Genomic DNA, 23,669 nt, shown 5'->3' with positions numbered 1-23,669 from the left:
GTCGGTCTGTTATACCCTCATTTTTAGCCAGTCCGACGCTACATGAGCCCCAACATAGCATGAGCCCCAAAACAGCAGCGGTTAAAAATAATAGACCATCAGGCTAATGCATAGAACCACGGCAGCAGAGATAAAACCCGCCATGAAAGTCAAATAAGCAGCGCGTAAGGTGTTAAATTTCTTTTTCGCTAGATATTGGCCTAAACCGTGTATTTCCCGCAACTCAATCTCATGACAGAGTGTCGGATTGTTGAATACCTGTTCCATTAGAGTTAAATACTTGTCAAACCTGATAGTGTGAAAATCACCGAAAAACAACGGATTAAAGTTAGGATTGCCCAACTGCAGATCCGGGTCCAGCCGTTTGGTTAAATCCACTTTCGGGATCACCACAAAGCAGGCGAGGAAAATAGTCACTAACGAGAACAGCATTAGTATCGCCAGGGCGGGACGATAAAGCATATTATCCAGCAGCGCTAAACAGAGCGTGGCGGTCACGGACGATATCGTGAGCAACATGTTGGCCTTGGCATCGCCCAAGGACGATAGCGTCACATGGTGCTGATGGGTCTGTTCCAGCATGGGTTCTGCGAAATTGTCAGTTGTTTGGTTGGCCATTGAAATTCCTAATAAATAATGTATTTCAACTTAACAGCCACTCCGGCCGAACAGTAGTCGATAAGATGTATACTAACTCATAGACTACGTACTAAAAATGCCTAATACACCCCTTGGCTTTAATTCATTGCGGTGCGCGTGGAGACAGGAGTTCAGGGGCATGCCAACGCAGATCCTAACGGCCCCTGCACTGACTTATGGGTCGGTACCTATAGCGATATCGATACTAAATGCCCCCCCTTTTGACTTAAATTGACGATTCGACTAGTTTGTCCCACCGATTCTTTATAAAATCCCCTCACTTTCCAACCAAATAATGGTGTTTTCTATGGGCAGAGCCTATCAAAATCGCAAATTATCGATGGCTAAAACGTCCGATATGAAGGCCAAGGTTTACAGCCGATACAGCCGAGAAATTTATGTCTGTGCCAAGGGCGGTATCGAACCGGCCGGTAACTTGGCCCTCGGTGTTCTGATTGACCGGGCCAAAAAAGACCAGGTCCCAGCCCATGTGATCGACAAGGCGCTGGAAAAAGCCGCCGGCGGCGGCGGTGAGGATTTTGCCGTGGCCCGCTATGAGGGCTATGGCCCGGGTAGCACCATGGTTATAGTCGATTGTCTGAGCGATAACCCGAACCGTACCTTTGGCGATGTGCGCATCTGTTTCAATAAGGTTAAGGCCAAGATCGGCACGGTCGGTTCGGTCAGCCATATGTTCGACCATTGCGCCATCTTTGCCTTCACCGGCGATGATGAAGACGTGGTCCTGGAAGCGCTGATGGACGCCGATGTTGATGTCACCGATATCGAGGTCTCCGACGGTAAGGTAACGGTTTTTGCGCCCCATACCGAATACGCCAAAACCAAATCGGCGCTCAAGGCCGCCTTCCCTGATATCGATCTGGACGTCGATGAGGTGCAATTCGTGCCTCAGACCTCGACCGTGCTCGAAGGTGAAGATATTGTGCTGTTCGAGAAATTCCTCGAGCTATTGAATTACCTCGACGATGTTCAGAATGTCTTTCACAACGCTGAGTATTCGCTGGACGATTAGTCCCAAGCTCGTCTGCCGACAAAAAAGCCGCACCCTGGTAACAGGCTGCGGCTTTTTTGTGTCTAGCCGATAGCGGCCGAAACCGCTAACCGGGAGCGAGCGCTGTGCGCTGGTGCGCCAACTTTTTAAAGGCCCAACGGATTACCAGCAGAGACACCAAGAAGGTCAATGCATCGGAAATCGGAAAGATATACCAGATGGCGTTGATGCCGAACAACAGCGGTAAGATAATCAGCATGGGAATCTGCAGCACATAGACGTGCAGACTCGACAACAGCAGGGCCGGCTTGGCCTGGCCGATGGCTTGAAAATAGATCGACCAAATATTGGTCGCACCGGCCAGAGCGAACCCCAGAAAGAGAAACCGAGCGATGTCTTGGCCCTGGGCAATAAGCTGTAGATCCGTGGTGAAAATACGAAAGATCCAATCTGGAAAGAGCACCGCAAACAGGGTGATTAGGCCACAGTAGAGACTGGTCACCTTGACCGCAAAACGCGTCACCTCGGCGACCCGGTCATAGGCCTGAGCGCCATAGTTGTAGCCGCAAATCGTTTGGTAGGCGATCGTCATGCCCAGCAACGGGAAAAACACAAAAACAAAGACTCGGCCTAAAATGCCATAGGCGCTGATCAAATAATCCGCTTCGCTCAGGCCGGATTGGCTGAGCGAGTAGTTCACCAAGCCAATAACCAATGAGACCCCAAAATAGTTAATAAAGAGTGGGAAACCCAATGCCAAGGTATCGCCGCTAATAGGCGCATTAAAGCGAATATTGCTCAGTTTAATTTTGACATCGGTGCGGCCTGTACCAAACACAAAGAGCAGTAGGGCCAGCGACAAGAGTTGGGAGAAAACGGTCGCATAGGCCACGCCTTGGACGCCCCAACCGAGCACAAAGATCGCAATGGGGTCGAGGATGATGTTGGTGACCGAGCCCAAGAGCATCGACAGCATTAGGATCTTCATCTTACCTTCGGCTCGGGCCAGATCCGAGAAGGCGGCGCCGAGTAACACCGCTGGCGTGGCACTTAAGATTGGTACCAAATACTCCAGTGAATAGGGTTTTAGGGCTGGTGTGACGGCCAACAAGTCGAGTAGATCGTGCATAAAAAACAGACACAGAGCTGTGATACTGCAGCCCATCACCAGCGCCAGGAATAGGGTGTTGCCGGCAGCCCGTTCAGCCTCAGGCATGTTTTTGGCACCCAGACGACGAGCCACTATGGAGGCCGCTCCGGAGCCGATCCAGCCGGCGAGGGCGATGATCATCATTTGGATCGGAAAAACGATCGATACCCCACCGATTGCATTGATGCCCAAGCCTCGGGTGACAAAGAGGGCGTCGACCACATTATAAAGACCACCGACCACCAGGCCGAAGATAATCGGCAAGGACATGGAACTGAAAAGTTTTGGAATGGCTAGAGTGCCCAAACCGGTGCTACTGGCTGTCATAATAAATCCTAATGGAGCGCGCGGTTAAGCGTCGGCTATCGGGTTGAGCACCTGGTGAAAATGCTCGCGTACAAAGTTTTGACAGCCGTTGGCGCAGGCTGATGGCTGCCGCGGTCCTTCCAAACGCCGTCTGTACCCGTGTCTAAATGACCAGGCAATATACCCGAGTATTTATTCACGGTCACCAAACTCCTTGAGCCGTTCACTCAGGCCGCTCCTGGAGACCCTTTTTAAGGTTCATTTCAGAATCGGGCGTTAAGATTCGGACTACATTGGCTAAACAGATAACAACGCTGTCCACAATGAGTCGACTGGCTTACGCGACCCGCCGGTGTGCTAGCAAGGTCAGTCAGGTTCAACCGTGCCGCGGTGGCCAGTGGATGTCATGATGTAATAGAATTGCCAGGCCCTCGGACGCCGGCGATTAAAGCTATTAGGATGTTGAAATGAAAATGAAGTTAGCAAGAACGGCGCTGCCTTTTAGGCGCCACACCAGAGGCTTGGGCCGATCCATTTGGTTGATTACCAGTTTAGCCCTGATCCTGAGCAGCTGTTCTGGCCTGGGCGTTAAGCCCTGGGCCCGCGGCACATTGGCTCGCCCGGACATGACCTTCGGCAACGACGCGCTCAATGGCCAGTTCGATAATCACATCTATTTCAGTAAAGAAGCCGCAAGCGGCGGCAGCGGCCAAAGTGGCGGAGGCTGCGGATGCAACTAAAATCCTCCCAGCTTAAATTGTCCATGCTCGCGCTAGCATCCGGGTCCTTGCTGAGCGCCGTCGGTGCCTCCGCGGCCGAGGGAACCGACTGGCAGGCCGAGGCGGCAGTGCTTTATTATGGTGAGCTAGACCGAGTCACGGCGCTCGAACCGGTGATTAACCTCAAGCGAATCTGGAGCCCCGAGCAGATTGCCTCGGCTACCCTGGTATTGGATACACTCGGCGGTGCCTCACATAATGGCGCGGCGGTGGTCGACAGTCCGCAGACCTTTGCGGGCAGTTCGGGTAGCTATGCCGCATCGAGCGATGAAGGCGATGATGATGATGATGATGATGATGATGGCGGGGAACAGACTTTCGCGGCCGGTGAGGTCCCGCTGATTAGCGGCTTTGAAGACTTTCGCATGGCCCTGGATTTGGCCTATACCCAACCCCTAAATACCCCGTTAAATACGATCAGTGTTGGAACGGCGTTGTCGAAGGAAGAGGACTATCTGTCGATTGGTGTTAATGGCGGTTTGGCAGCTGAGCTGTTTAGTCGAAATACCAAGGTCAGTGTCAGTGGCGCCGCCGCCTATGACCGAATTGCGCCCGAGGACGGTATTCCTCAAATTTTGGGCGATTCGCTCACGGCCGCATCGACGCTCAATAGCGCAGATAAATGGGTGGGCGAATATACCTTGGGGCTTACCCAGGTGATCAATAAAATCTCCATCGTTCAGCTCAATTACAATAGCGGCAAGTCGTCCGGTTACCACACGGATCCCTATAAGATCATCAGTCGGCTCGACAGCGCAGGCGTACCGGTGGACTATCTGAATGAATCCAGGCCCGAACAACGTGCTAAGCAAAGTCTATACAGTGCATTAAAAGTGGCCCTCGGTACCCACAGCTTAACCGCGTCCTATCGTTATTACTGGGACGACTGGAGCGTTGTGGCGAAGACAAGCGATGCTCTGCTGCGCTTTAACCTAAGCGAGCGATTGTATTTGGAGGGCCATGGCCGCTGGCATCAGCAGACTAAGGCCGATTTCTATCAGCTCTGGTTGGCCGAAGCCGAGGTGCCGGACTATGCCTCGGCCGATCATCGTCTCGGGGATTTGCAGACTCAGACCCTGGGTTTGAATATGGGCTATCAGTTTAGTGATAATCAGGCGGTCACCTTCCGCACCGAGTGGTATCACCAGTCGGATCCGGTCACCGGCAATAAAGCCGCGCAAATGGATGCCGTGATTTCCCAGCTTGGCTTCAAGATGGTGTTTTAACCGGAGGCGGGGATGAGCAGTGATAAGCCAGAAAGCGCGCACGGTTATCGGCTTAAGGCGGCCGAGCAGGGGCGCAGTGAGTTAGAGTGGGTGGTGGAGTTCGCCGCTATGGCTAGCCCATGTCAGATCCTATTGCACGGTGTGAACCGCCCCACTGCCGAGCGCTTAGCGGCTTTAGCATGTACCGAAGTGCACCGTATCGAACAAAAATACAGTCGCTATCGAACGGCAAATAGTATGGCAACGCTCAATCACAGTGCCGGCGGTGTGGTGTCTATCGATACCGAAACCATGGCGCTGCTGGCCTTTGCCGACCAAGCTTATCAGCTGAGTGATGGCCTGTTCGACATCAGTTCCGGCATTCTAGGGCGAGTGTGGCACTTCGACGGCAGTGCGAGATTGCCCGAGCAGTCGGCCATCGATGCGCTGCTGCCGCTGATCGATTGGCCGGCCGTGCGCTATTGGCACAACGCCGATGGCACCCAGGCATTTCAAATGCCCGCTGGTATGGCTTTGGATTTCGGCGGTCTGGGCAAGGAGTACGCCGCCGATCGTGCGCTGGCGGCCATGAGTCAGTCGGGTCTGCCCGGTTTGGGGCCAATGCTGGTGAATCTCGGCGGGGATATCGCCACCAATGGCGTGTTGTTCCCCGAGCACAGTTGGCAGATTGGGGTGGAGCCAGGCACCCTAGGTGGCAACGGCGGAAAAATTGCCGCCTTTTGCCTTACCTTACCCTCAGGGGCCTTGGCCACCAGTGGCGATGCGCGAAAGTTCTTGAAAAAAGATGCGCGCATCTACGGTCATATCCTCAATCCCAAGACAGGTTGGCCGGTAGCGGGCGGCCCTCGCTCGGTCAGCGTGTGCGCCAATACCTGCCTTGAATCCGGTCTACTCAGTACCTTGGCCCTATTGCAGGGGTCGCAGGCGGCTGACTTTTTAGATCAGCAAGGGCGTCAATATTGGCTCCAATGGTGATGCAGCCGATCTCTGCGCCGAACGCTTGCTACTAGATCGTATGCAGAAACGTGCCGTCCCAGTCGGGTGGCAAGAGCTGGTCTCTGAGGCTTTCAATGCGCTGCAGATAAACGCCATATAGCGCCGCTTGGGTCGATTGGAAGAGCAGTTCGGTAAACAGGATGGTTGCCCGATCCCATTCTTGCGCCAGGTAGGCCTGGTAGGCCCGATCGAACAGCGCCAATTCCGCAGGCCAATGGCTGGGCAGTTGATCGATCGGCGCCAGGGGTTCATAGACATCGACCGAATCGTTTTTGCCCCGGACCTGTATCTTGTCAATAAAGCGAAATGTCCAGGTGCTGCATTGTTTTTGCGTTTCCGGCCCGACCAATATATCGATGCCATAGAATTTGGTCAGGTTTTCCAAGCGCGATCCCAGATTAACCGAATCGCCCAGAACGGTGTAGGCCCGGCGAAAGCTGGAACCCATGTCCCCGACGTCCATCGGGCCGGTGTTAATGCCAATACCCACCCGGATTTCCGGGTACCCCAGGGCGAGCAGTTGGGGATTCAAACGGTCCAATATCGTGAGCATTTCGATCGCCGATTCCAACGCATGCAGCGGGTGTTGGGCATCATCTAGTGGCGCGCCCCAGAAGGCCATGACCATATCTCCGACGTACTTATCGATCGTGCCCTGATGGTTAAAGATGGCCTCGGTAATGGGCGTAAAATAGCGATTGAGCAGGTCTTTGACCTGGGTTGCCGTGAGGTTTTCTGAAATGGTTGTGAAGAACCTAATATCGGAGAACAATACTGTCATCTGACGGGTTTCCCCTGCAAAGCCATACCTGGCCGGTTCGGCCAGCATATGGGAGATATGGGCACTCGGGACATACTGACCAAAGACGCTGGTGACGTGTCGTTTGGCCTTGCGTTCGGATAAAAAACCCTCCAATAGATGCAGCGTGCCCAGCGCCAAAGCCAACAAGAAGCTGCTCGCGAGCGGTAGTGAGATATTTTGCTCAAACCAGAAATAGAGGTTAAAGGAGACCAGGCCAATTAGCAGTGCAATGGTGGCAAGGGTCAGCTGAAAGGGTCCGAGTCGGCTGGAATAGTAGGTGAAAATCAGCCCCAACAGCAGCAAGATAAGGGCGGTGATGGTGTTGGATTCCACTATCTCGACCGGAAAGGTGCCCTGTAATAGACCATTAAGCAGATTTGCGTGTACCTCAACCCCCGGATACTGGGTGCCGACTGGGGTACTGCGCAGATCGGCCAGGCCGACCGATGAGGTGCCGACCAGCACTAGGGCATTATCAAACGGCTCGGGGTCAAAGCTGTTGTGCACTATATCGCTGGCGGAGACATAGGGAAACTGGCCGCGCGGCCCGAGATAGGGCACCAACACGCGGGCCTTGAAGTCGGTATAGATCTGCTGGTCGACGAAATTGAATTTTGAAATCATATCGTAATCGGTGCTGAACGGGCGGATATTTATGTCGGTTTGTTCTATCACCAAATAGGCCATGCCCATGGCCAGCGAGAGGGACGGGTAGAGCTGTTGTTGATAGAGCTGGACCATGGGCGCGCTGCGCAACACGCCATCGCCATCGATGCTGGGCACGATAAAACCGGCACTGGTGGCCGCTTGTTGCAAAATGGGCACATTAGCGGTGAAGCCATTGGCCCGGATAGCGATCAAGCGAGCGGGTTGATCCGCCGTCAATTGGTAGATTGGCTCGGGCAATTGACCGACCTTGATGGTGGCGTCGTCCTGAAATAGGAACGAGAGCACTATATCGGTCCGGCTGAAGCTTTTGGCCAGAATAGCATCGTATTCGGTGGCCAAAATAAAGCCCTCTAATTGTTCGGCCAAATCCGGTCGGCCCTTGAGCCGCGCCTGTTGTTGCAGCGAACGGGTAGGGTTGATCTGTGGTTCGGTCATCAGTATGTCGAAACCAATCACCACAGCTCCCGCAGCGGCGAGATTCTCAACCATCAGCGCGATCTTGTCGCGCGGCCAGGGCCAGCGACCCTCCTCGGCCAAACTCTTCTCATCGATATCGACGATAATGATTGTTTCATTGGCCCGCGGAAAACGTTCGTCGTCGAGCAAGAGGTTGTAGCGCCAGTCGTAAAACAGATAGTCGAGCCGTTTGATAAAGGAGTTGTAGTCACTCTGTGCCTGAAGAAGATGGTAGCTGGCCAGCGACAGGGTGATAAAGACGCTGATCAGGATAACCGTGCCGCGTAGGGCGTGGCGCTTTAAGAGGGTTAACACAGGCATAAAAATAGTCTTTAGCTCACAAGCAGACATTGCTACCCTCAGCGTAGCTGACAATTGCCATGAGGTTAACAAAGTGTGGACGACTAAACGCGGGTTTCAAATACTGTTCTATCTGCTGCTGTTGAGCGTTTTGGTGCTGTCTCTATTGCCCATCGATCAGCCGGACTTTTCCCCCAACGACAAGGTTAATCATCTGTTGGCCTATGGGGTCCTCATGGTGTCAGGCTATCTGGCCCATCGACATCTGGTCTTGGCCGCGCTGATCGTGATCCTATTTGGCGTGTTGGTGGAGCTGCTGCAAGGGCTTACCAGCTATCGGATGTTCAGTTTCGCCGATATGGTAGCCGATTGCGCTGGTGTCGCACTGGGCTGTGCTGTTATTTTAGCGGCCAAGCCGATCATTAAAAAAATTCGACAGGAACGCTAAGATGACCAAACGCAATATTGCTCTGGTAGCACATGATAATAAAAAGCAAGAGCTGATGACTTGGGCCAAGGACAATCAAGCGTTGTTCGCCAATATTGGCATATACGCGACCGGTACCACCGGCCGGTTGGTCGAACAGACGCTGAATCGCCCGGTACAGCGCCTCTTGAGTGGCCCGCTCGGTGGCGACCAGCAGATTGGCGCGAAGATCGCCGAGGGTGCCATCGATGTATTGATCTTCTTCTGGGACCCGCTTGAACCGCAGCCGCATGATCCCGATATTAAGGCCTTGCTGCGCATCGCGGCGCTGTACAATATCCCGGTGGCCTGCAACAAGGCCAGCGCCGATTACATTATCAATTCACCGCTGTTGCACAACGACTATAAGCCCGATTTACCGGATTTCTCGGCCTACACCAGTCGGCAAACGCCAATTGATATCGTTTAATCGACTTCCGTTAATCGATTGGGCTCTATTGCATTAAGACTTAGCGGTTGACGGCAACGGGGGCCGTTCGGTCGGTCGTTTTGAAAACCCATCAGGCCGATTGAGCCGCCAAGGGGCAACCGGGCCAAATCCGTTGCCCCTTTTTAGTGGACTAAATAGCTGTGGGCCTAGGTTTGCCCGTAAGGCATACAGTATCGCCTTATATTCTAATTCCCCATATTGCCCACTCCTGCGCGCCATTTTTAAGTTTCACTTCAGATTTCACCCTTATCATAAGGGCTATAAATTTGATGGAGATCGCTATGGCGTTGAAAATATTATCTCTGGTTTTAGCCTCCAGCCTGGCCATTGGTCAAGCCCTAGCGGATGACGATTGCAGCGATCCGGTGGCCAGTTGGCAACCTCGGGAGCAGCTGCGCCAGTTGTTGGTCGAACAGGGTTGGGACGTCAAACGCATTCAGGTCCGTGAGGGCTGCTATTTGGTTAAGGGCTACGATGCCAATGGCCATCGCATGGCGGCCCATTTTCGACCCGCCTCCTTTAGGGCGCTCAAGCTTGAAGTTAAGTTTAATGACAGCGCGTCCACCGCCGAGTATTTGGATATTGAATCCCCGTGGTAATGAAGCCGCCCCCTGTCCCTTTTAATCAGCGCCCGGTTCGGCGCGTTGATCGCCAACCGATTGTTATACCTTTAATTGGAGTTCTAAATATGAATAAACGCCTATGGATTATGGCCCTGGTGATCGGTATTGCAGCGGCCGCACCGGCCTATGCGCGCAGCATGACGCTGACCACCGAACTGAGCAACTACTCCGGTGATGGCGCCTATCTGGCAATCTACATCGCCGATCAGGCCGGAGCCTATCAGCAAACCCTTTGGGTGGCCGGACGTAAGTCCAAATACTATCGCCATCTGGGCGGTTGGGCCCGCGGTTCCAATCTAGACTCAAGCGAATTTGACGGCCGAACCGGAGCCAGCGTCCTCAAAGGTCGCACCTTGTCGACCACGGTCGAGATTGCTGACAACCTGATAGATGCCGGTTATCAGATATTGATAGATTCCTCGGTGGAAGATAAACGTGACATTCGCAACGATGTCAGCGTGCCACTGACCCAGGCGAACAGCGCAAAAGCGGTGAGCGGTCGCGGCTATATCAAGGCCTTCTCCTTCACCCTCTAAGCCTTATTCGGATGCCTGCTATGTTACGAACATTCCATTCTGTGGCCGCATGGCTAGCGGCCCTATTGGTACTGGTGCTTGCTCTAACCGGTGTGGTTTTGGCGGCCAGCCCGCTGATCGATCGGGCGCAGGCCCGGGTGTCGGGTACGTCAGCCCTGTCGGTTGCCGAGGTCGTCGGTCGCATTGTTGAGCACTATCCGAGCACCGAGCAAATAGAGCGCACTCCCTCAGGCTCCCTGATCGTTTATTTTAGTGCTGCCCAAAACAGCGTCGCCGATCGAGTTGACCCGATCACCGGCCAGGCCATTGCCCCCTATCAGTTGTCGCCCGTTATGGTTTGGATCAAAAGCCTGCATCGTTCCTTGCTGTTGGATACGCCCGGGCGAGTGGTGAGCGCAACCGCTGCGCTCATGATGCTGCTCCTGAGTCTATCCGGCGCCGTGCTCTTGCTACGTCGTTTGGGCGGTTGGCGGCGTTTGCTTGGGCCCGTGCAAGGTCCGTTACGCTCTCGTATCCATGCCGAACTGGGCCGCTTTGCCGTGCTGGGGCTTATTTTGTCGGCCAGTACCGGTCTCTATATGTCTGCCACCACCCTCGGGCTGTTGCCGGATAATCAGCAAATGGACCCGCTCTTTCCGGACTCGGTGTCCATAGGCACGCCGGCGCCGGTGGGCCAACTACTCGCCTTGCAAGACCTTCCCATCGGGGCCTTGCGCGATCTGGTTTTTCCCTATCCGGGCGATCCGGCGGACGTTTTTTCACTGCGCACCCGGGATGGTTTGGGGTTTGTCGATCAAAATAGCGGCGAGCTGCTGTCATTTAGAAGCTTCGGCCCGCTCCAGCGGGTGTATGAATTCATCTATATGTTGCACACTGGCGAAGGTCTTTGGTGGCTGGCCCTGATACTCGGCCTGACGACCCTGACCGTGCCGGTGATGACCTATACCGGTCTGGCCATTTGGTGGCGCCGCCGCGCCGCCCTCGTCACGATCGCCGATAATAGCCCGGCAGTCCAGGCCGATACGATCTTGCTGGTGGGCAGTGAGGGCAACACCACCTGGGCGTTCGCTAAAACCCTATTCGATGCCCTGATTGAGGCCGGTCACCGCGTTCATATCGACAGCATGAATGCGCTAGCCGATTCGTATCCCAAGGCTAAACAGCTGTTTATTCTCACCTCGACCTATGGTGATGGCGCCGCACCCAGTTCGGCCCAGCAGTTCTTGGCCAAGCTAGCGCGTATTCCCGATGAACGCTCGATACCCGTGGCCGTGTTGGGCTTTGGCGATCGTCAATTTGCCCAATTTGGTGCCTACGCTATCGCAGTTAAGGACGAACTCGACCGCAAGGGCTGGCCAGCATTGCAACCTTTGACCCTGGTGGATCGGCAATCGTGCCAAACTTTTAGCCGCTGGGGTCAAGAGTTGTCTAACTACCTGGGTAGCCCTTTCGAGTTGGCGCATCAGCCGGTGCGGTTGCCGACCAGTAGCCTGCAATTGCTCTCGCGCACCCTATACGGCGAAGCGGTCGATGCGCCTATTGTGGTGTTGCGTTTTGGGCTGGGTAAAAAGCCGAAACTGCCGAGTTTTTCCGCCGGGGACCTGGTAGGTATCTATCCACCGGAGCAGACCAGCGCGCGCTTTTATTCCCTTGCATCGTGCTCCGGGGATGGTGAAATGGAAATCTGTGTGCGCCAACAGGACGGCGGCATCTGTTCTAACTATTTGCACAGCCTAGCCGTCGGCGATTCAATTGCCGCCTACATCCAAGTGAACGCGCAATTTCGCCCTAATAGCGAATCCCGACCCAGTATCCTAATCGGCGCCGGGACCGGTATAGCACCCCTGGTCGGCTTTATTCGCCACAACCAACGTCACCAGTTGATGAGCCTCTATTGGGGCGGGCGGCACCCAGACGCCGACTATCTGTTCGCAACCGAACTGGCTCGTTATCTGGCCGATAATCGTCTGAGCCGGCTGGTGACCGCCTTCTCGCGTCATGCGGATGCGCCGGGCTATGTTCAAGACCGGATTCTAACCGATGGTCCGGAGCTGCGCCGCTTGGTGCTGCAGGGTGGCGAGTTCTTGATCTGTGGTGGCAAGGCGATGAGTGTCGGCGTGCAAGAGGCGTTAAATACGGTCTTGGCCCCCCTGGGTATCGATGTTAACCGACTCAAATCGACCGGTCGTTATCGGGAAGATATCTATTAACCGACTGGGTTATGTAAATGGTAATGAGAACTATTTGCATTTAGGAGGGGGTTGAGGCTATGATGGCCTTCTCATTAAAACAGCAAAGGAGATCCACATGACATCGATATGGTTAAGAACAGGGTTGTTGGTTACGGCGGTGCTTGCCGGGGGCGTGCAAACCGCCCAGGCGGAGGTCAACATCTATTCGGCCCGAACTGAGGCGCTCATAAAACCGCTGCTCGATCAGTTCAGCGCTCAGACCGGCATTAAGGTCAATCTGGTCAGCGGCGGCGATGATGAGCTGATCAGCCGGTTGCGCATCGAGGGCAGTAAGTCCCAGGCCGATCTGCTGATTACCGCCGATGCCGGTCGCTTGCACCGTGCTAAAGAATTGAATTTATTGCGCGAGCTGCACAGTGAGCGGATCGATGCGGCCGTACCCGCCAATTTACGGGACGTCGATGGCACCTGGATCGGTTTGACGATGCGGGCTCGGCCAATCTTTTACCGTAAATCGGCGGTGGACCCGACTCAATTGTCGACTTACGAGGCCCTAACCGACGCCCAATGGGCCGGGCGCATCTGCATTCGCTCCTCGAGTAATATCTACAATCAATCGCTGATCGCCTCGATGATCGCCTCGGTCGGTGCCGATGCAGCCGAAACCTTTGCCTCGGGCTTGGTGGCCAACCTCGCCAAGCCACCGGGCGGTGGCGATACCGATCAGCTCAAGGCGGCTGCGGCCGGTGTCTGTGATCTGGCCATCGCCAATACCTATTACTTCGGTCGATTGATGGCCAGCGACAGCGCCGAGGACCGTGCTGTGGCGGAGCAACTCGGAGTCTTTTGGCCAAACCAGGGCGATCGCGGTACCCACGTTAATATAAGCGGCGTGGCGTTGACCCGAGCGGCGAAAAACAGCGTCGACGCGATTGCCTTGGTGGAGTTTATGCTTACGCCTGAAGCCCAAAACTGGTACTCCGAGGTAAACAATGAATACCCGGTTGTGAGCGGTGTCGAGCCGTCCGCCAAGCTAGCCAGTTTGGGCGCTTTTAACGCCGATGCGCTCAACCTCACCCTGTTGGGCGAAAACAATCGTGCGGCCGTGGAGTTGATGGATCGAGCCGGTTGGAAATAAAATCCCCGCCAACCCAACCCTTGCGGTGGTTTAGGGTGTAAACTTGCGCGCCCTTCGGGGCGTGTTTTAGCTTCTAAATCGTGAGGTTGGTTTGACAGTACATCGCTTGGCTCGTTTGTCTCTAATCAGCATTCTTATTGCGCTGCTGTTGTCGGCCCCTATCTGGGTGATGCTGGGGCAGATCTTCGTCGATACCTTGAGTATTTGGCAGCATCTGTGGCAAACGGTACTGCTCGACTACGTCACCAATTCGTTGCTGTTGATGTTTGGGGTCGGCGTGGGCGTGTTGCTCCTGGGGGTCTCCACGGCCTGGTTGACCAGCTGCTGTGAGTTCCCTTTTCGGCGCAGCCTAACGCTCTTATTGCTGCTACCCATGGCCATGCCCGCCTATATTATCGCCTACACCTATACCGGCTTGCTCGACTTTGCCGGCCCGGTGCAGAGTTGGATCCGGGCGGTCACCGGCCTGGCCTATGGCCAATATTGGTTTCCACCGATTCGTTCCCTAACCGGTGCTATGTTGATGCTGGCTTTGGTGCTCTATCCTTATGTCTATTTGTTGGCTCGAGCCGCCTTCCTGGCGCAATCCTCAACTCTCTTAGATGTCAGTCGCACCCTCGGTTTATCGGCTTGGCAAAGCTTTTATCGGGTCACCTTGCCGATGGCGCGACCGGCCATAATCGCGGGTCTGTCCTTGGCGCTGATGGAAACGCTGGCCGACTATGGCACGGTGCAGTTCTTCGGCGTAACTACCTTTACCACCGGTATATTTAGAACCTTCTATGGCTTTGGTGACGCGGCTGCGGCCGCGCAACTGTCATTGTTGTTGCTGAGTTTTGTGGTGGTTCTGGTTGCGTTGGAAAAATATTCCCGGCGCCGGATCGGCTATTACGCTGCCGCCAATTATCGTCCGATACAACGCCGCATGCCAATTCAAGGCTGGCGTGCGTTGCTGGTTATCGGTATTTGCTTCGGTCCGGCTTTGTTGGGCTTTATCCTTCCCGCGGCGCTCTTGCTAACCTGGTCGCTGAGCAGCGCGCAGTGGTTTGATACGGCCTTCCTAACCCTGATCTGGCACTCCTTTTCGCTCGCCGCCGGCGCCGCCTTGATCTCGGTGAGTCTGGCCTTTGTCCTGGCCTATGCGGCCCGACTGGAAAAAAACCGTGCCACCCAATGGGCCGTGCAAGTGACGGCATTGGGCTATGCCATGCCCGGAACCATTATTGCGATCGGGGTGATCATCAGCCTGTCTGGCCTGGACCATTATTTGGTACCCCACCTGGAAGCGCTATTTGCCGTGGATCTGGGGCTGTTGTTTTCCGGTAGCCTGTTCGCCTTATTGTTTGCCTATACCATTCGATTTTTAGCGGTCTCGCTCGGCTCGGTGCAAAGCGGCTTACTGGCGATAAAGCCCAGTCTGGACGCCTCGGCGCGCCTGCTCGGCCGGACGCCGTTGCAGGTGCTGACCTCCATCCATGTCCCACTGCTGCGTGGCAGTGCGCTCACGGCCCTACTCATAGTGTTTGTCGATGTGTTAAAAGAGTTGCCGGGCACGCTGATATTGCGGCCCTTTAATTTCAATACCCTCGCCGTGCGAGCCTATGAGTTGGCCTCAGATGAGCGCTTGATCGATGCCGCGCCGGCCTCATTGATGATCGTCTTGGTCGGCCTGTTGCCGGTCTATTTCTTGAACCGTTCGATCAACCGGAGCTGATTGATCTATGTTAAGCACTAGCGTACCTCGCCATCAGGCGCTGATCGTCGATCGGGTTGAAATCCGTTATGGCACCGTAAGCGCGGTTAAGGATGTCAGCCTCAGGTTAGAGCCAGGACAGATTGGTTGTTTGCTCGGCGCCAGTGGTTGCGGCAAGTCGACCTTGCTGCGCGCCATTGCCGGCTTTGAACCGATCGCCCATGGCACCGTCAGTTTAAGCGGGCGGACGCTGTCCAACCCCGGGTTTATGGTGCCGGCTGAGCAGCGTAAAATTGGCATGGTGTTCCAGGATATTGCCTTGTTTCCGCACCTAACGGTGGCGCAGAACATCGCCTTTGGCCTCACCCATCTCAAGGCGTCGGACCAGGCGGCGCGGGTTAGCGAACTGCTGGTGCTGGTCGGCCTGGCCGGTGCAGAACAGCGCTATCCTCATTCGCTCTCGGGTGGGCAACAACAACGCATCGCCCTAGCACGGGCCTTGGCGCCGAAACCCTCGGTGCTCTTGATGGATGAACCGTTCGCCGGCCTCGATACCACGTTGAAAGAAACTCTGGTGCCGGATATTCGTCGAATTCTGGTGCAGGAGGGCATTACCGCGTTGGTGGTCACCCACGATCAACAGGAAGCCTATGCTATTGCCGATAAGGTTGCCCTGATGCATCAGGGGCGCATCGAGCAGTTTGCCTCGCCGTTTCAAATTTATCACCAGCCCGAGACCCGTTATGTCGCCGACTTTATCGGTCAAGGCTATTTTTTGCCTGCGACGCTACTCAGTGCGCACCAACTCAATACCGATCTGGGGGTCCTGAGTATGCCCGATGCGGCCGCCTTCCCAGACCTGGCTGAAGTTGATCTGCTGATACGACCCGATGATGTGCTGCACGATGACGAGAGTGACTTTTTAGCTGAAATTACCGGCAAGCATTTCAAAGGTACCTTCTTCCAATATGAGGTGACCCTGGCCAACGGTCGGTCGCTTTTGTGTATTGCCTCGAGCCACCAGGACCATAGAGTCGGACAACAGATTGGTATTCGGCTCGATCTGGATCACTTTGTGTTGTTTGCACGGGCCAGCGTCACTGAGCCGCAGGAAGCCGTTTCAGCCGAAGCGATATTAGAATAACCGCCGCCAGCAGGGCGGTGGACGCCAGCAGGCAGGCCGTTAAGCCATACTGAACATAGAGATAGCCGGACAGTACCGTGCCGATCAGGCGGCCCATGGCATTGCTCATATAGTAAAAACCGACATCGAGTGAAGCGCCGTCGGATCGTGCCCAAGCGACAATCAAATAGGAATGAATCGAGCTGTTGATGGCAAAGAACAGGCCAAACAGACAGAGCAACAGGGTCAGGACCGCGGCGCTGATCTCTAGCGCGAGCGTCAGGCCGAACAGCAAAAGCATGGCCGCAAACAGGGGTAGGGCGGCCCAAAAAGCCCGACGGCCATCGGTCGGCTGGCTAAAGTTCATCAAGAGTTGCGGGGTAAAGCCTTGCACCACGCCATAGCCGATAATCCACAGGGCAAAAAAAGCCCCGACCTGAGAGTGGGACCAACCATAGCGGCTGGCCAGACTGATCGGCAAGGCGACGACAAACCACACATCACGCGCGGCAAACAGACACAGGCGAGCCAGACTGAGCCAGTTAAGCGGCGCGCTGTTGGCAAAGACCTGCGAAAACTTAGCCCGGGCACGTGACTTGCCCAGATCCGACTGCAAGAACAGGATGCTGGCGCAGCCGGCCGCCAATATAATCATCAACAGACTGGCGATGGCCCACCAAAAGCCCACCGACCAGAGTAAAAAACCGCCGAGGAAGAAGCCCACGCCCTTGAGCGTATTTTTAGACCCGGTTAGGGCCGCGACCCACCTGAAGAGCCGCTGATGTTGTCCGGCTGGCAGTAGGCTTTTCAGCCCGGCTTTGGCGCTCATCTTATTGAGATCTTTGGCAACACCACTCAGCGCTTGTGCCGCCATTACCCACCCCAGCGTCAGCCAGGCATCGGGCACCAAGAGCGCGCCTAGGGCGATCGCCTGACAGAACAGACCCAGGTTCATGGTTCGGTTTAGACCGATGCGGGCGCCGAGCCACCCACCCACCAAGTTGGTGATCACACCAAATAACTCATAAAACAGAAACAGCCAAGCGATCGCCAAGGCATCGTAACCGAGCTGATAAAAATACAGCACGATCAGCATGCGCAAGGCGCCATCGGTCAGTGTGAAGGCCCAATAGTTGAGCGTGATCAGGCTGTATTGGCGCAGAGCCGTTGGGTCAGCTGCGGTCACAACCGGTGTAACAACCGTGCCAGCTCGGCGGTGCGGTTAACATAGCCCCATTCGTTGTCATACCAGACATAGAGCTTCAGTTGGGTGCCATTGATCACCAGGGTCGAGAGTGCGTCGATGATCGCGCTGCGTGGATCGGTGCGATAATCGATACTGACCAGGGGCCGCTCTTCATAGCCGAGTATGCCCGCCAAGCTGGTCTCCGCGGCCTCCTTTAGAGCCCGGTTGACCTGCTCGGCCGTGACCGTTTGCTCCAGCTCGAAGACACAATCGGTCAGCGAGGCGTTGAGCAGTGGCACGCGCACGGCGTGGCCGTTGAGCTTACCGACCAACTCCGGGAAGATGGTGGTGATGGCTTTGGCCGAACCGGTGGTGGTGGGGATCAGACTCATACCCGCGGCTCGGGCCCGGCGCAGATCCTTATGGGGCGCGTCGACCAGCGTTTGGGTATTGGTAATATCGTGCAGCGTGGTCATCGAGCCGTGCTTGATGCCGAACTGCTGATGAATGACCTGCACCACCGGCGCCAAGCAGTTGGTCGTGCAGGATGCGGCGGTGATAATTTGGTGCTCAGCGGTCACCAGGTGATGATTGATACCCATCACGATATTGGGAATCACGGCCGACGGCACCGGCGCGGTGACAACCACCTTTACGCCCTGATCCCGGTAGGGTTGCAGCGCGGCGTCGGTCTTAAATTGGCCGCTGGCTTCTATTACCAAGTCACAGTCGCTCCAGTCGGTGTCCGCGATCTGGAGGTGGTGGGTTAGGGCGACGGTCTGTTGGCGTAGGGTCAGGCTGGCCGAATCCAATTCTTGAGCCGGATGCGGCGCCCGGCCGTGAATCGAATCGAAGTTATACAGATGCACCAGCGTCGCACAATCACCGGCCGGATCGTTGATTCGAACCAGCTGTACGTCATCCTGTTGCAGCAACACACGGGTTGTTAGCCGCCCCATTCGCCCAAAACCGTTGATTCCCACTCTTAACATCGATTTGTTCCTGTTTGGTTTGAAATGCCGTTCAGTTTATGACACCTCTATGACAAGTAGATGACAATCCTGCCATCTCGGCCGGTGCTCAGGACAGGCGAGATTGAAAGTCATCGAAGCTGAATTCTTTCACAATCTGGAGCCGATCGGTCAACGAATTCCAGACGGCCAGAGCCGGCAAACGTGTGCCATTAAAGGTACTGGTTTTCACCATGGTGTAGTGGGCCATATCTTCGAAGATCAGCCGCTGACCCAGTTCCAGGGGACGATCGAAGCTATAGTCGCCGATGACATCACCGGCCAAGCAGGTCATACCGCCTAAGCGATAGGTGTGGGCCTTTTCGTCGGCCAAGCCGGCCCCGAGCACATCGGCCCGATAGGGCATTTCCAAGGTGTCGGGCATATGGCAGGTGGCTGAAGTATCCAGGATGGCCTGGGGCAGTTGATTGAAGGTCAGATCGAGCACCTCGGCAACCAGCACACCGGTGCCGATGGCAACCGCTTCGCCCGGTTCCAGGTAGACCTGGACCTGATATTTGTCTTTAAAGGCTCGGATACGTTTGATCAGGCCATCGACATCATAGCCCGGTGCGGTGATATGGTGACCGCCGCCAAAGTTGACCCAACGCATCTGTGCCAACAGATGACCGAACTTGTCCTCGACCGCGCTCAGGGTCCGGTCTAAGGCGTCAAAGCCATGCTCACACAGGGTGTGGAAGTGCAGGCCAGTGATGCCCGCCAGTTGGCTTTGATCCAGCTCTGACAGGGGGATGCCGAGCCGGGAGCCGGGCGCGCACGGATCGTAGATGGGCACACCGCCCTCTGAATGCTCCGGGTTGATTCGCAAACCGAACCTCAGTTGCGGGCGCGCTGTCAGCGCACTCTGAATCAGCGGTTGAAAGCGCGCCCATTGCGCGCTGCTGTTAAACACCACGTGATCGGCGAAGGTAAGCAGTTCGGTCAGGTCGGCGGCGCTATAGGCGGCCGAAAAAACATGCACTTCACCGGGATAGTGCGCCTGGCCCAGTCGAGCCTCGTGTAAACCGCTGGCACAGGTGCCATTGAGATACTCAGCCGTTTTGGCGCCAAAGTGCCACATAGAAAAGGCTTTTAGCGCGGCCAGTACCTTGGCGCCGCTGGCATCGGCAACCTGTTTCAGTAGAATCAGGTTACGCTCTAGGGCGATCTCATCGACGACAAAACAGGGTGAGGGCAAGCGCGACAGGTCGAGTTTTGAAAAATCGGTGAATTGCATAGTAGGGTATCCGCCTAAACGAGAGGACTTAGGGGTAATTGGGTGAGTCCGACAAAAGCCAATGCGCGTTCGGCGCGCATTGGCTTGGGGCACAAGCCAGAGGGTAGGTTCTAGTGGTCCAAATTGAAATCGTTCATTTCCACCAGATGCCAGGGCAGGCCATAGAGATTTAAATCGGCCATAAACAGATCCGGGTCCATCTGCTCCATATTCCAGACACCAGGCTTTTGCCAATGGCCCTGAACGATCATCTTAGCGCCAATCATGGCCGGCACCCCAGTGGTATAGGAAATCGCTTGAGAGCCAACTTCCTTATAACAGTCCTGGTGATCCTTGATCTGGTAGAGATAGAGGGTTTTCTCGACCCCATCTTTGATACCGGTCACGACACATCCGATACAGGTTCGGCCATGCGTGCGCGGACCGAGCGTCGAGGGGTCGGGTAACAGTGCCTTGAGAAATTGAATCGGCACGATCTTGGTGCCCTGAAAGTCGATCGCCTCAATGCCGGTCATACCAACATTACCGAGCACTTCCAGATGCTTTAAATAGCTCTCGCCAAAGCTCATCCAAAACTGCGCGCGGCGCAAGGTCGGGTAATGTTGGGTCAAGGACTCCAGTTCTTCATGGTACATGCGGTAAATATTAAAGGTGCCAACCTCTTCCGGGCAGGTAAAGCTGGCCTTGCGCGACATCGCCTCGGTGGTGATAAATTCGCCATCTTGCCAATGCCGACAGGGGGCCGTCACTTCCCGAATATTGATTTCAGGATTGAAGTTGGTCGCGAATGGATAGCCATGATCGCCGCCATTGACGTCGATAATATCCAGTTCGTGAATCTCATCAAAATAGTGTTTGGCCAAATAGGCGGTAAACATATTGGTCGCACCGGGGTCGAAGCCACTGCCCAGTAATGCCGTGAGACCGGCCTTGGCGAATTTCTCTTGGTAAGCCCACTGCCAGCTGTATTCGAATTTTGCGGTCTCAAGCGGCTCGTAATTGGCGGTGTCCATATAGTGCACCCCAGCCTCGAGGCAGGCGTCCATGATCGTCAGATCCTGATAGGGCAGGGCCACATTGATCACCAAAAGCGGTTTTTCGCGCAGCAACAGGGCAACCAACTCGGGCACCTTATCGGCATCGACCGCGACCGTTTTAATGGGCCGGTCAATGTTTTGGGCAATCGCATCGCATTTGGCGAGGGTGCGACTGGCCAGGACTATTTCGGTAAAGACGTCGGGTAATTGGGCAACCTTCTGCACTACTACATTACCGACGCCACCGGCACCGATGATCATGACTTTGGACATTCTTTTTTCTCCTCTATGGCGCGCTCCGATGCGCACCATATGGTTATACCGCGATCCACGGAGTTTATCAGCTCACGGCCAAAACATTAAGGATCTCAACAAGGGTCGTGACAGACCCATTACTGGCGGCGATTTTAGTGAATGAGCGTGAAATTACAAGCCTTCGCATGCGCAGGCGACAAAACCATGGTTAAAAGTGCTCATCGCACAGTTAAATCCGATCACCGAATGATTCGACCAACATACCGCGGCAAGGGGACTGCAGCGCAACAGCAAGGCGTTTTCCGGGGAGGTCGATTGATTTGACTATATTGACATATACCTTGAGGCAAACTTTAGTTATTAGAGCAAAGGGCTCGTTCGGTACTGATATTCAGATCGCATCGACTTTGACGACTTATCTATGAGGTTTGCTGTTTGACACCGAAAATGCCGATACCCTTTGCTGCCCTAATAGCGTCCCCGCTAGGGGTCCTAGCGGTCTGGATGGGTTATCCCTACAGTGGCGTATTGGTGACCAGCCTATGCACCAGCGCAGCAATGGTCCTGTGGCCCAGTCCACGCAGCGACGCGCCAGATCCCGCCGTTACCCTCAAAGCGACTGCGGTCGCTCACGCTCAAGCGCAATTGTGTCAACAATCGGCTGAGTTGCTGGCCGAAACCAAGCTCAGCGTTGATGATATCAAGAGTACCCAAAACGACGCGGTCGAGACCCTGACAGCTGCCTTTAGCGGTTTGAAACAACTTGTCGGAGCCCAAAGTCTGCATGTGCAAGACCTTCTGTCTGCCGACGTGGCACCGGACGGCAACCCATGGATGGTGCAATTTGCTAGCACCATTGACCTAACTTTGGACCGCTTTGTGGTTACCGTGGTCAACATGTCGGAGGCGTCAATGGGTCTCGTCGGTAAGGTTGGCTCGATCAATAACTTAATGCCCGGTGTGATCAAGGCGCTCAAAGATATTGATCAAATCGCCTCCCAGACCAATCTACTAGCTCTCAATGCCGCGATCGAGGCGGCTCGAGCCGGTGAGGCTGGGCGCGGTTTTGCCGTCGTTGCCGACGAAGTTCGGGCGCTGTCAAATAGCTCGGCCGGCTTCAGTGATCAGATTCAAAAAATGCTCAAGGATATCGAAAATCAGGTCAAGGATCTCACGGTGGATATCGGCTCGGTGGCATCGCAAGAACTGAACTATGTTATCGAATCGAAAAAATACGTTCAGGTTGCTGTCGTGCAACTGTTGGCAAAGGCCGACGAGAATGTCCGGCATAACGCAGCGCTCGCAGAGTCCAATAAGCGCTTGCAGCAATCGATCGACGACGTCATTCGGAGTTTACAGTTCGGTGATATTAATAGTCAGCATTTGCAATTTACCGGCGAGAGTATCGATTTTATCAAGGCCCAATGGCTGAGCCAATCGGAAACAGAGGCGGTCTTAAGCGAAACGCGAGCGAGCACCCAATATCAGCAGCTGGTGCAGTTTCGCAAAAACCATCTTAATCCGGTGTCATCAAACACGGTCGATGGCGGCCACATTGAATTATTTTAGCAATAGGATGAGCCAAGCAGAGGGTGCTATGTCAGACGTAACAGTAGTGGTGCTGCCGCCTCGATTTGATTTCCAACATCATGTCGTGTTCACCGCCAGCTATGAAAACTTTATCGCTAATCCAACATCGAGCACGCTGCAGCTAAATTTCGCACAGGTGACCTATCTTGACACCTCAGCATTGGGCATGTTGATGCTCTTGGCGAAAAAGAATAGCGCTTCAAATGCAAGTGCGGGCTTGGTGATTGTCGGTGCATTTGGGTCCTGCCGAGAGATGCTGGAAATAGCCAATATGTCGAGTTACTTCGATATTAGGTGATCTGAGATCAGCAGGTTTTTTCGTTAAAAAGGTATTGCTGCAAAACCCTCAATGCCAATTAGAAGTGCTTGGAAATATATTCCCTAGAAATAAATTTGGGGCATTTGATCAGGATTATTTAGGTCATGACTAAAAAAATATTAATTGTCGACGACTCTGCCTCGATTCGGCAGATGGTTGAAGCAACGTTGAAAACCTCAAACTATCGAGTGACCCTAGCGCAAGATGGTCAGGATGCCCTAGATCGATGCAAGACACAGCGCTTCGACCTCGTCCTAACGGATCAAAATATGCCGCGTATGGATGGTCTTACCCTTATAAAATTGTTACGTGCGATGAGTGCCTTTGCTCGGACGCCCATTATCGTCTTAACCACCGAAGCCAGCGATGACATCAAAGCGCGCGGTAAGGCCGCAGGCGCAACCGGCTGGATGGTCAAACCTTTCGATCCGCAAAAACTACTGGATATTACTCGGCGTGTTTTAGGTTAATGACGAGC

General features: G+C 54.7%; 22 protein-coding genes. 15 read left to right on the top strand and 7 right to left on the bottom strand.

What is annotated here, in order from left to right:
- Nucleotides 1-81: 81 nt before the first annotated feature.
- Nucleotides 82-618 carry a Pycsar system effector family protein gene (locus REIFOR_RS08960; protein ID WP_100257232.1) on the bottom strand — a complete coding sequence of 179 codons (537 nt, stop codon included), beginning with the start codon at nucleotides 616-618 and terminating at the stop codon, nucleotides 82-84.
- A gap of 328 nt (nucleotides 619-946) precedes the next feature.
- On the opposite strand from REIFOR_RS08960, the gene REIFOR_RS08955 reads away from it, so the two are divergent.
- Nucleotides 947-1,672, top strand: coding sequence for a YebC/PmpR family DNA-binding transcriptional regulator (locus REIFOR_RS08955; RefSeq protein ID WP_100257231.1), 726 nt, complete (start codon nucleotides 947-949; stop codon nucleotides 1,670-1,672).
- An 85-nt stretch (nucleotides 1,673-1,757) separates the two neighbouring features.
- Here REIFOR_RS08955 and REIFOR_RS08950 read toward each other — a convergent pair whose 3' ends face one another.
- A complete protein-coding gene (locus REIFOR_RS08950) occupies nucleotides 1,758-3,128 on the bottom strand; it encodes an MATE family efflux transporter (RefSeq protein ID WP_100257230.1) in 1,371 nt (456 codons plus the stop codon).
- 446 nt (nucleotides 3,129-3,574) lie between these two features.
- Here REIFOR_RS08950 and REIFOR_RS08945 point away from each other — a divergent pair, with 446 nt between their 5' ends.
- Genes REIFOR_RS08945 through REIFOR_RS08935 form a run of 3 tightly spaced genes read left to right on the top strand, consistent with a single transcriptional unit; the run spans nucleotide 3,575 to nucleotide 6,087 of the window.
- The gene (locus REIFOR_RS08945; RefSeq protein WP_227003646.1) at nucleotides 3,575-3,847 is read left to right on the top strand and encodes a DUF4266 domain-containing protein; all 273 of its coding nucleotides are present in this window, start codon (nucleotides 3,575-3,577) and stop codon (nucleotides 3,845-3,847) included.
- Nucleotides 3,838-5,112 (top strand): DUF3570 domain-containing protein, encoded by a 1,275-nt coding sequence (locus REIFOR_RS08940; protein WP_100257229.1) that lies wholly within the window; start codon nucleotides 3,838-3,840, stop codon nucleotides 5,110-5,112. The genes REIFOR_RS08945 and REIFOR_RS08940 overlap by 10 nt, the downstream gene beginning before the upstream one ends.
- Before the next feature lie 12 nt (nucleotides 5,113-5,124).
- Complete coding sequence (locus tag REIFOR_RS08935) at nucleotides 5,125-6,087, top strand: FAD:protein FMN transferase (RefSeq protein ID WP_100257228.1); 963 nt, start codon at nucleotides 5,125-5,127, stop codon at nucleotides 6,085-6,087.
- Between the two features lie 31 nt (nucleotides 6,088-6,118).
- On the opposite strand, the gene REIFOR_RS08930 is transcribed toward REIFOR_RS08935, so the two are convergent.
- Nucleotides 6,119-8,356 (bottom strand): CHASE2 domain-containing protein, encoded by a 2,238-nt coding sequence (locus REIFOR_RS08930; RefSeq protein ID WP_158524339.1) that lies wholly within the window; start codon nucleotides 8,354-8,356, stop codon nucleotides 6,119-6,121.
- 73 nt (nucleotides 8,357-8,429) lie between these two features.
- Between REIFOR_RS08930 and REIFOR_RS08925 the strand changes: the two genes are divergently transcribed.
- The 8 genes from REIFOR_RS08925 to REIFOR_RS08890 all read left to right on the top strand — a co-directional run bounded on the left by REIFOR_RS08925 (nucleotide 8,430) and on the right by REIFOR_RS08890 (nucleotide 16,578).
- A complete protein-coding gene (locus REIFOR_RS08925; protein ID WP_100257226.1) occupies nucleotides 8,430-8,783 on the top strand; it encodes a VanZ family protein in 354 nt (117 codons plus the stop codon).
- A gap of 1 nt (nucleotide 8,784) precedes the next feature.
- Nucleotides 8,785-9,231: a methylglyoxal synthase gene (locus tag REIFOR_RS08920; protein WP_100257225.1), complete on the top strand. Its 447-nt coding sequence runs from the start codon at nucleotides 8,785-8,787 to the stop codon at nucleotides 9,229-9,231.
- 302 nt (nucleotides 9,232-9,533) lie between these two features.
- Entirely contained in the window at nucleotides 9,534-9,851 is a 318-nt protein-coding gene (locus REIFOR_RS08915) for a PepSY domain-containing protein (protein WP_100258739.1), read from the top strand.
- Nucleotides 9,852-9,940: 89 nt separating this feature from the next.
- Nucleotides 9,941-10,411: a DUF2271 domain-containing protein gene (locus REIFOR_RS08910; RefSeq protein ID WP_100257224.1), complete on the top strand. Its 471-nt coding sequence runs from the start codon at nucleotides 9,941-9,943 to the stop codon at nucleotides 10,409-10,411.
- A gap of 20 nt (nucleotides 10,412-10,431) precedes the next feature.
- A complete protein-coding gene (locus tag REIFOR_RS08905; protein WP_100257223.1) occupies nucleotides 10,432-12,621 on the top strand; it encodes a PepSY domain-containing protein in 2,190 nt (729 codons plus the stop codon).
- A 97-nt stretch (nucleotides 12,622-12,718) separates the two neighbouring features.
- Nucleotides 12,719-13,741 carry a Fe(3+) ABC transporter substrate-binding protein gene (locus REIFOR_RS08900; protein WP_100257222.1) on the top strand — a complete coding sequence of 341 codons (1,023 nt, stop codon included), beginning with the start codon at nucleotides 12,719-12,721 and terminating at the stop codon, nucleotides 13,739-13,741.
- A gap of 91 nt (nucleotides 13,742-13,832) precedes the next feature.
- Complete coding sequence (locus tag REIFOR_RS08895) at nucleotides 13,833-15,455, top strand: ABC transporter permease (RefSeq protein ID WP_319418030.1); 1,623 nt, start codon at nucleotides 13,833-13,835, stop codon at nucleotides 15,453-15,455.
- Between the two features lie 7 nt (nucleotides 15,456-15,462).
- Nucleotides 15,463-16,578 (top strand): ABC transporter ATP-binding protein, encoded by a 1,116-nt coding sequence (locus tag REIFOR_RS08890; RefSeq protein ID WP_100257221.1) that lies wholly within the window; start codon nucleotides 15,463-15,465, stop codon nucleotides 16,576-16,578.
- On the opposite strand, the gene arsJ is transcribed toward REIFOR_RS08890, so the two are convergent.
- The 4 genes from arsJ to REIFOR_RS08870 all read right to left on the bottom strand — a co-directional run bounded on the left by arsJ (nucleotide 16,532) and on the right by REIFOR_RS08870 (nucleotide 21,300).
- On the bottom strand, nucleotides 16,532-17,743 hold the full coding sequence (gene arsJ, locus REIFOR_RS08885) for an organoarsenical effux MFS transporter ArsJ (RefSeq protein WP_145980268.1): 1,212 nt from the start codon (nucleotides 17,741-17,743) through the stop codon (nucleotides 16,532-16,534). The genes REIFOR_RS08890 and arsJ overlap by 47 nt on opposite strands.
- On the bottom strand, nucleotides 17,740-18,735 hold the full coding sequence (locus tag REIFOR_RS08880; protein WP_100257220.1) for an ArsJ-associated glyceraldehyde-3-phosphate dehydrogenase: 996 nt from the start codon (nucleotides 18,733-18,735) through the stop codon (nucleotides 17,740-17,742). The genes arsJ and REIFOR_RS08880 overlap by 4 nt, the downstream gene beginning before the upstream one ends.
- A gap of 88 nt (nucleotides 18,736-18,823) precedes the next feature.
- A complete protein-coding gene (gene nspC / locus REIFOR_RS08875; protein ID WP_100257219.1) occupies nucleotides 18,824-19,990 on the bottom strand; it encodes a carboxynorspermidine decarboxylase in 1,167 nt (388 codons plus the stop codon).
- Nucleotides 19,991-20,100: 110 nt separating this feature from the next.
- On the bottom strand, nucleotides 20,101-21,300 hold the full coding sequence (locus REIFOR_RS08870; RefSeq protein WP_100257218.1) for a saccharopine dehydrogenase family protein: 1,200 nt from the start codon (nucleotides 21,298-21,300) through the stop codon (nucleotides 20,101-20,103).
- A 417-nt stretch (nucleotides 21,301-21,717) separates the two neighbouring features.
- Here REIFOR_RS08870 and REIFOR_RS17090 point away from each other — a divergent pair, with 417 nt between their 5' ends.
- From REIFOR_RS17090 to REIFOR_RS08855, 3 genes are all read left to right on the top strand, one after another.
- The gene (locus tag REIFOR_RS17090) at nucleotides 21,718-22,851 is read left to right on the top strand and encodes a methyl-accepting chemotaxis protein (RefSeq protein ID WP_264371395.1); all 1,134 of its coding nucleotides are present in this window, start codon (nucleotides 21,718-21,720) and stop codon (nucleotides 22,849-22,851) included.
- A gap of 28 nt (nucleotides 22,852-22,879) precedes the next feature.
- Nucleotides 22,880-23,170, top strand: coding sequence for an STAS domain-containing protein (locus REIFOR_RS08860; protein WP_100257216.1), 291 nt, complete (start codon nucleotides 22,880-22,882; stop codon nucleotides 23,168-23,170).
- A 125-nt stretch (nucleotides 23,171-23,295) separates the two neighbouring features.
- Entirely contained in the window at nucleotides 23,296-23,661 is a 366-nt protein-coding gene (locus REIFOR_RS08855) for a response regulator (RefSeq protein WP_100257215.1), read from the top strand.
- Nucleotides 23,662-23,669 lie beyond the last annotated feature (8 nt).

The sequence above is a fragment of the Reinekea forsetii genome (assembly GCF_002795845.1).
Taxonomy (GTDB): domain Bacteria; phylum Pseudomonadota; class Gammaproteobacteria; order Pseudomonadales; family Natronospirillaceae; genus Reinekea; species Reinekea forsetii.
Note: the sequence above shows the minus strand (reverse complement) of the source record. Positions and strands in the feature narration are given on the sequence as shown.

Excerpts from the sequence above, each read along its gene's own strand:
- REIFOR_RS08960 (WP_100257232.1), bottom strand. The coding sequence starts at position 618 with ATGGCCAACCAAACAACTGACAATTTCGCAGAACCCATGCTGGAACAG.
- REIFOR_RS08955 (WP_100257231.1), top strand. The coding sequence starts at position 947 with ATGGGCAGAGCCTATCAAAATCGCAAATTATCGATGGCTAAAACGTCC.
- REIFOR_RS08950 (WP_100257230.1), bottom strand. The coding sequence starts at position 3,128 with ATGACAGCCAGTAGCACCGGTTTGGGCACTCTAGCCATTCCAAAACTT.
- REIFOR_RS08945 (WP_227003646.1), top strand. The coding sequence starts at position 3,575 with ATGAAAATGAAGTTAGCAAGAACGGCGCTGCCTTTTAGGCGCCACACC.
- REIFOR_RS08940 (WP_100257229.1), top strand. The coding sequence starts at position 3,838 with ATGCAACTAAAATCCTCCCAGCTTAAATTGTCCATGCTCGCGCTAGCA.
- REIFOR_RS08935 (WP_100257228.1), top strand. The coding sequence starts at position 5,125 with ATGAGCAGTGATAAGCCAGAAAGCGCGCACGGTTATCGGCTTAAGGCG.
- REIFOR_RS08930 (WP_158524339.1), bottom strand. The coding sequence starts at position 8,356 with ATGCCTGTGTTAACCCTCTTAAAGCGCCACGCCCTACGCGGCACGGTT.
- REIFOR_RS08920 (WP_100257225.1), top strand. The coding sequence starts at position 8,785 with ATGACCAAACGCAATATTGCTCTGGTAGCACATGATAATAAAAAGCAA.
- REIFOR_RS08915 (WP_100258739.1), top strand. The coding sequence starts at position 9,534 with ATGGCGTTGAAAATATTATCTCTGGTTTTAGCCTCCAGCCTGGCCATT.
- REIFOR_RS08910 (WP_100257224.1), top strand. The coding sequence starts at position 9,941 with ATGAATAAACGCCTATGGATTATGGCCCTGGTGATCGGTATTGCAGCG.
- REIFOR_RS08905 (WP_100257223.1), top strand. The coding sequence starts at position 10,432 with ATGTTACGAACATTCCATTCTGTGGCCGCATGGCTAGCGGCCCTATTG.
- REIFOR_RS08900 (WP_100257222.1), top strand. The coding sequence starts at position 12,719 with ATGACATCGATATGGTTAAGAACAGGGTTGTTGGTTACGGCGGTGCTT.
- REIFOR_RS08890 (WP_100257221.1), top strand. The coding sequence starts at position 15,463 with ATGTTAAGCACTAGCGTACCTCGCCATCAGGCGCTGATCGTCGATCGG.
- REIFOR_RS08880 (WP_100257220.1), bottom strand. The coding sequence starts at position 18,735 with ATGTTAAGAGTGGGAATCAACGGTTTTGGGCGAATGGGGCGGCTAACA.
- nspC (WP_100257219.1), bottom strand. The coding sequence starts at position 19,990 with ATGCAATTCACCGATTTTTCAAAACTCGACCTGTCGCGCTTGCCCTCA.
- REIFOR_RS08870 (WP_100257218.1), bottom strand. The coding sequence starts at position 21,300 with ATGTCCAAAGTCATGATCATCGGTGCCGGTGGCGTCGGTAATGTAGTA.
- REIFOR_RS08860 (WP_100257216.1), top strand. The coding sequence starts at position 22,880 with ATGTCAGACGTAACAGTAGTGGTGCTGCCGCCTCGATTTGATTTCCAA.
- REIFOR_RS08855 (WP_100257215.1), top strand. The coding sequence starts at position 23,296 with ATGACTAAAAAAATATTAATTGTCGACGACTCTGCCTCGATTCGGCAG.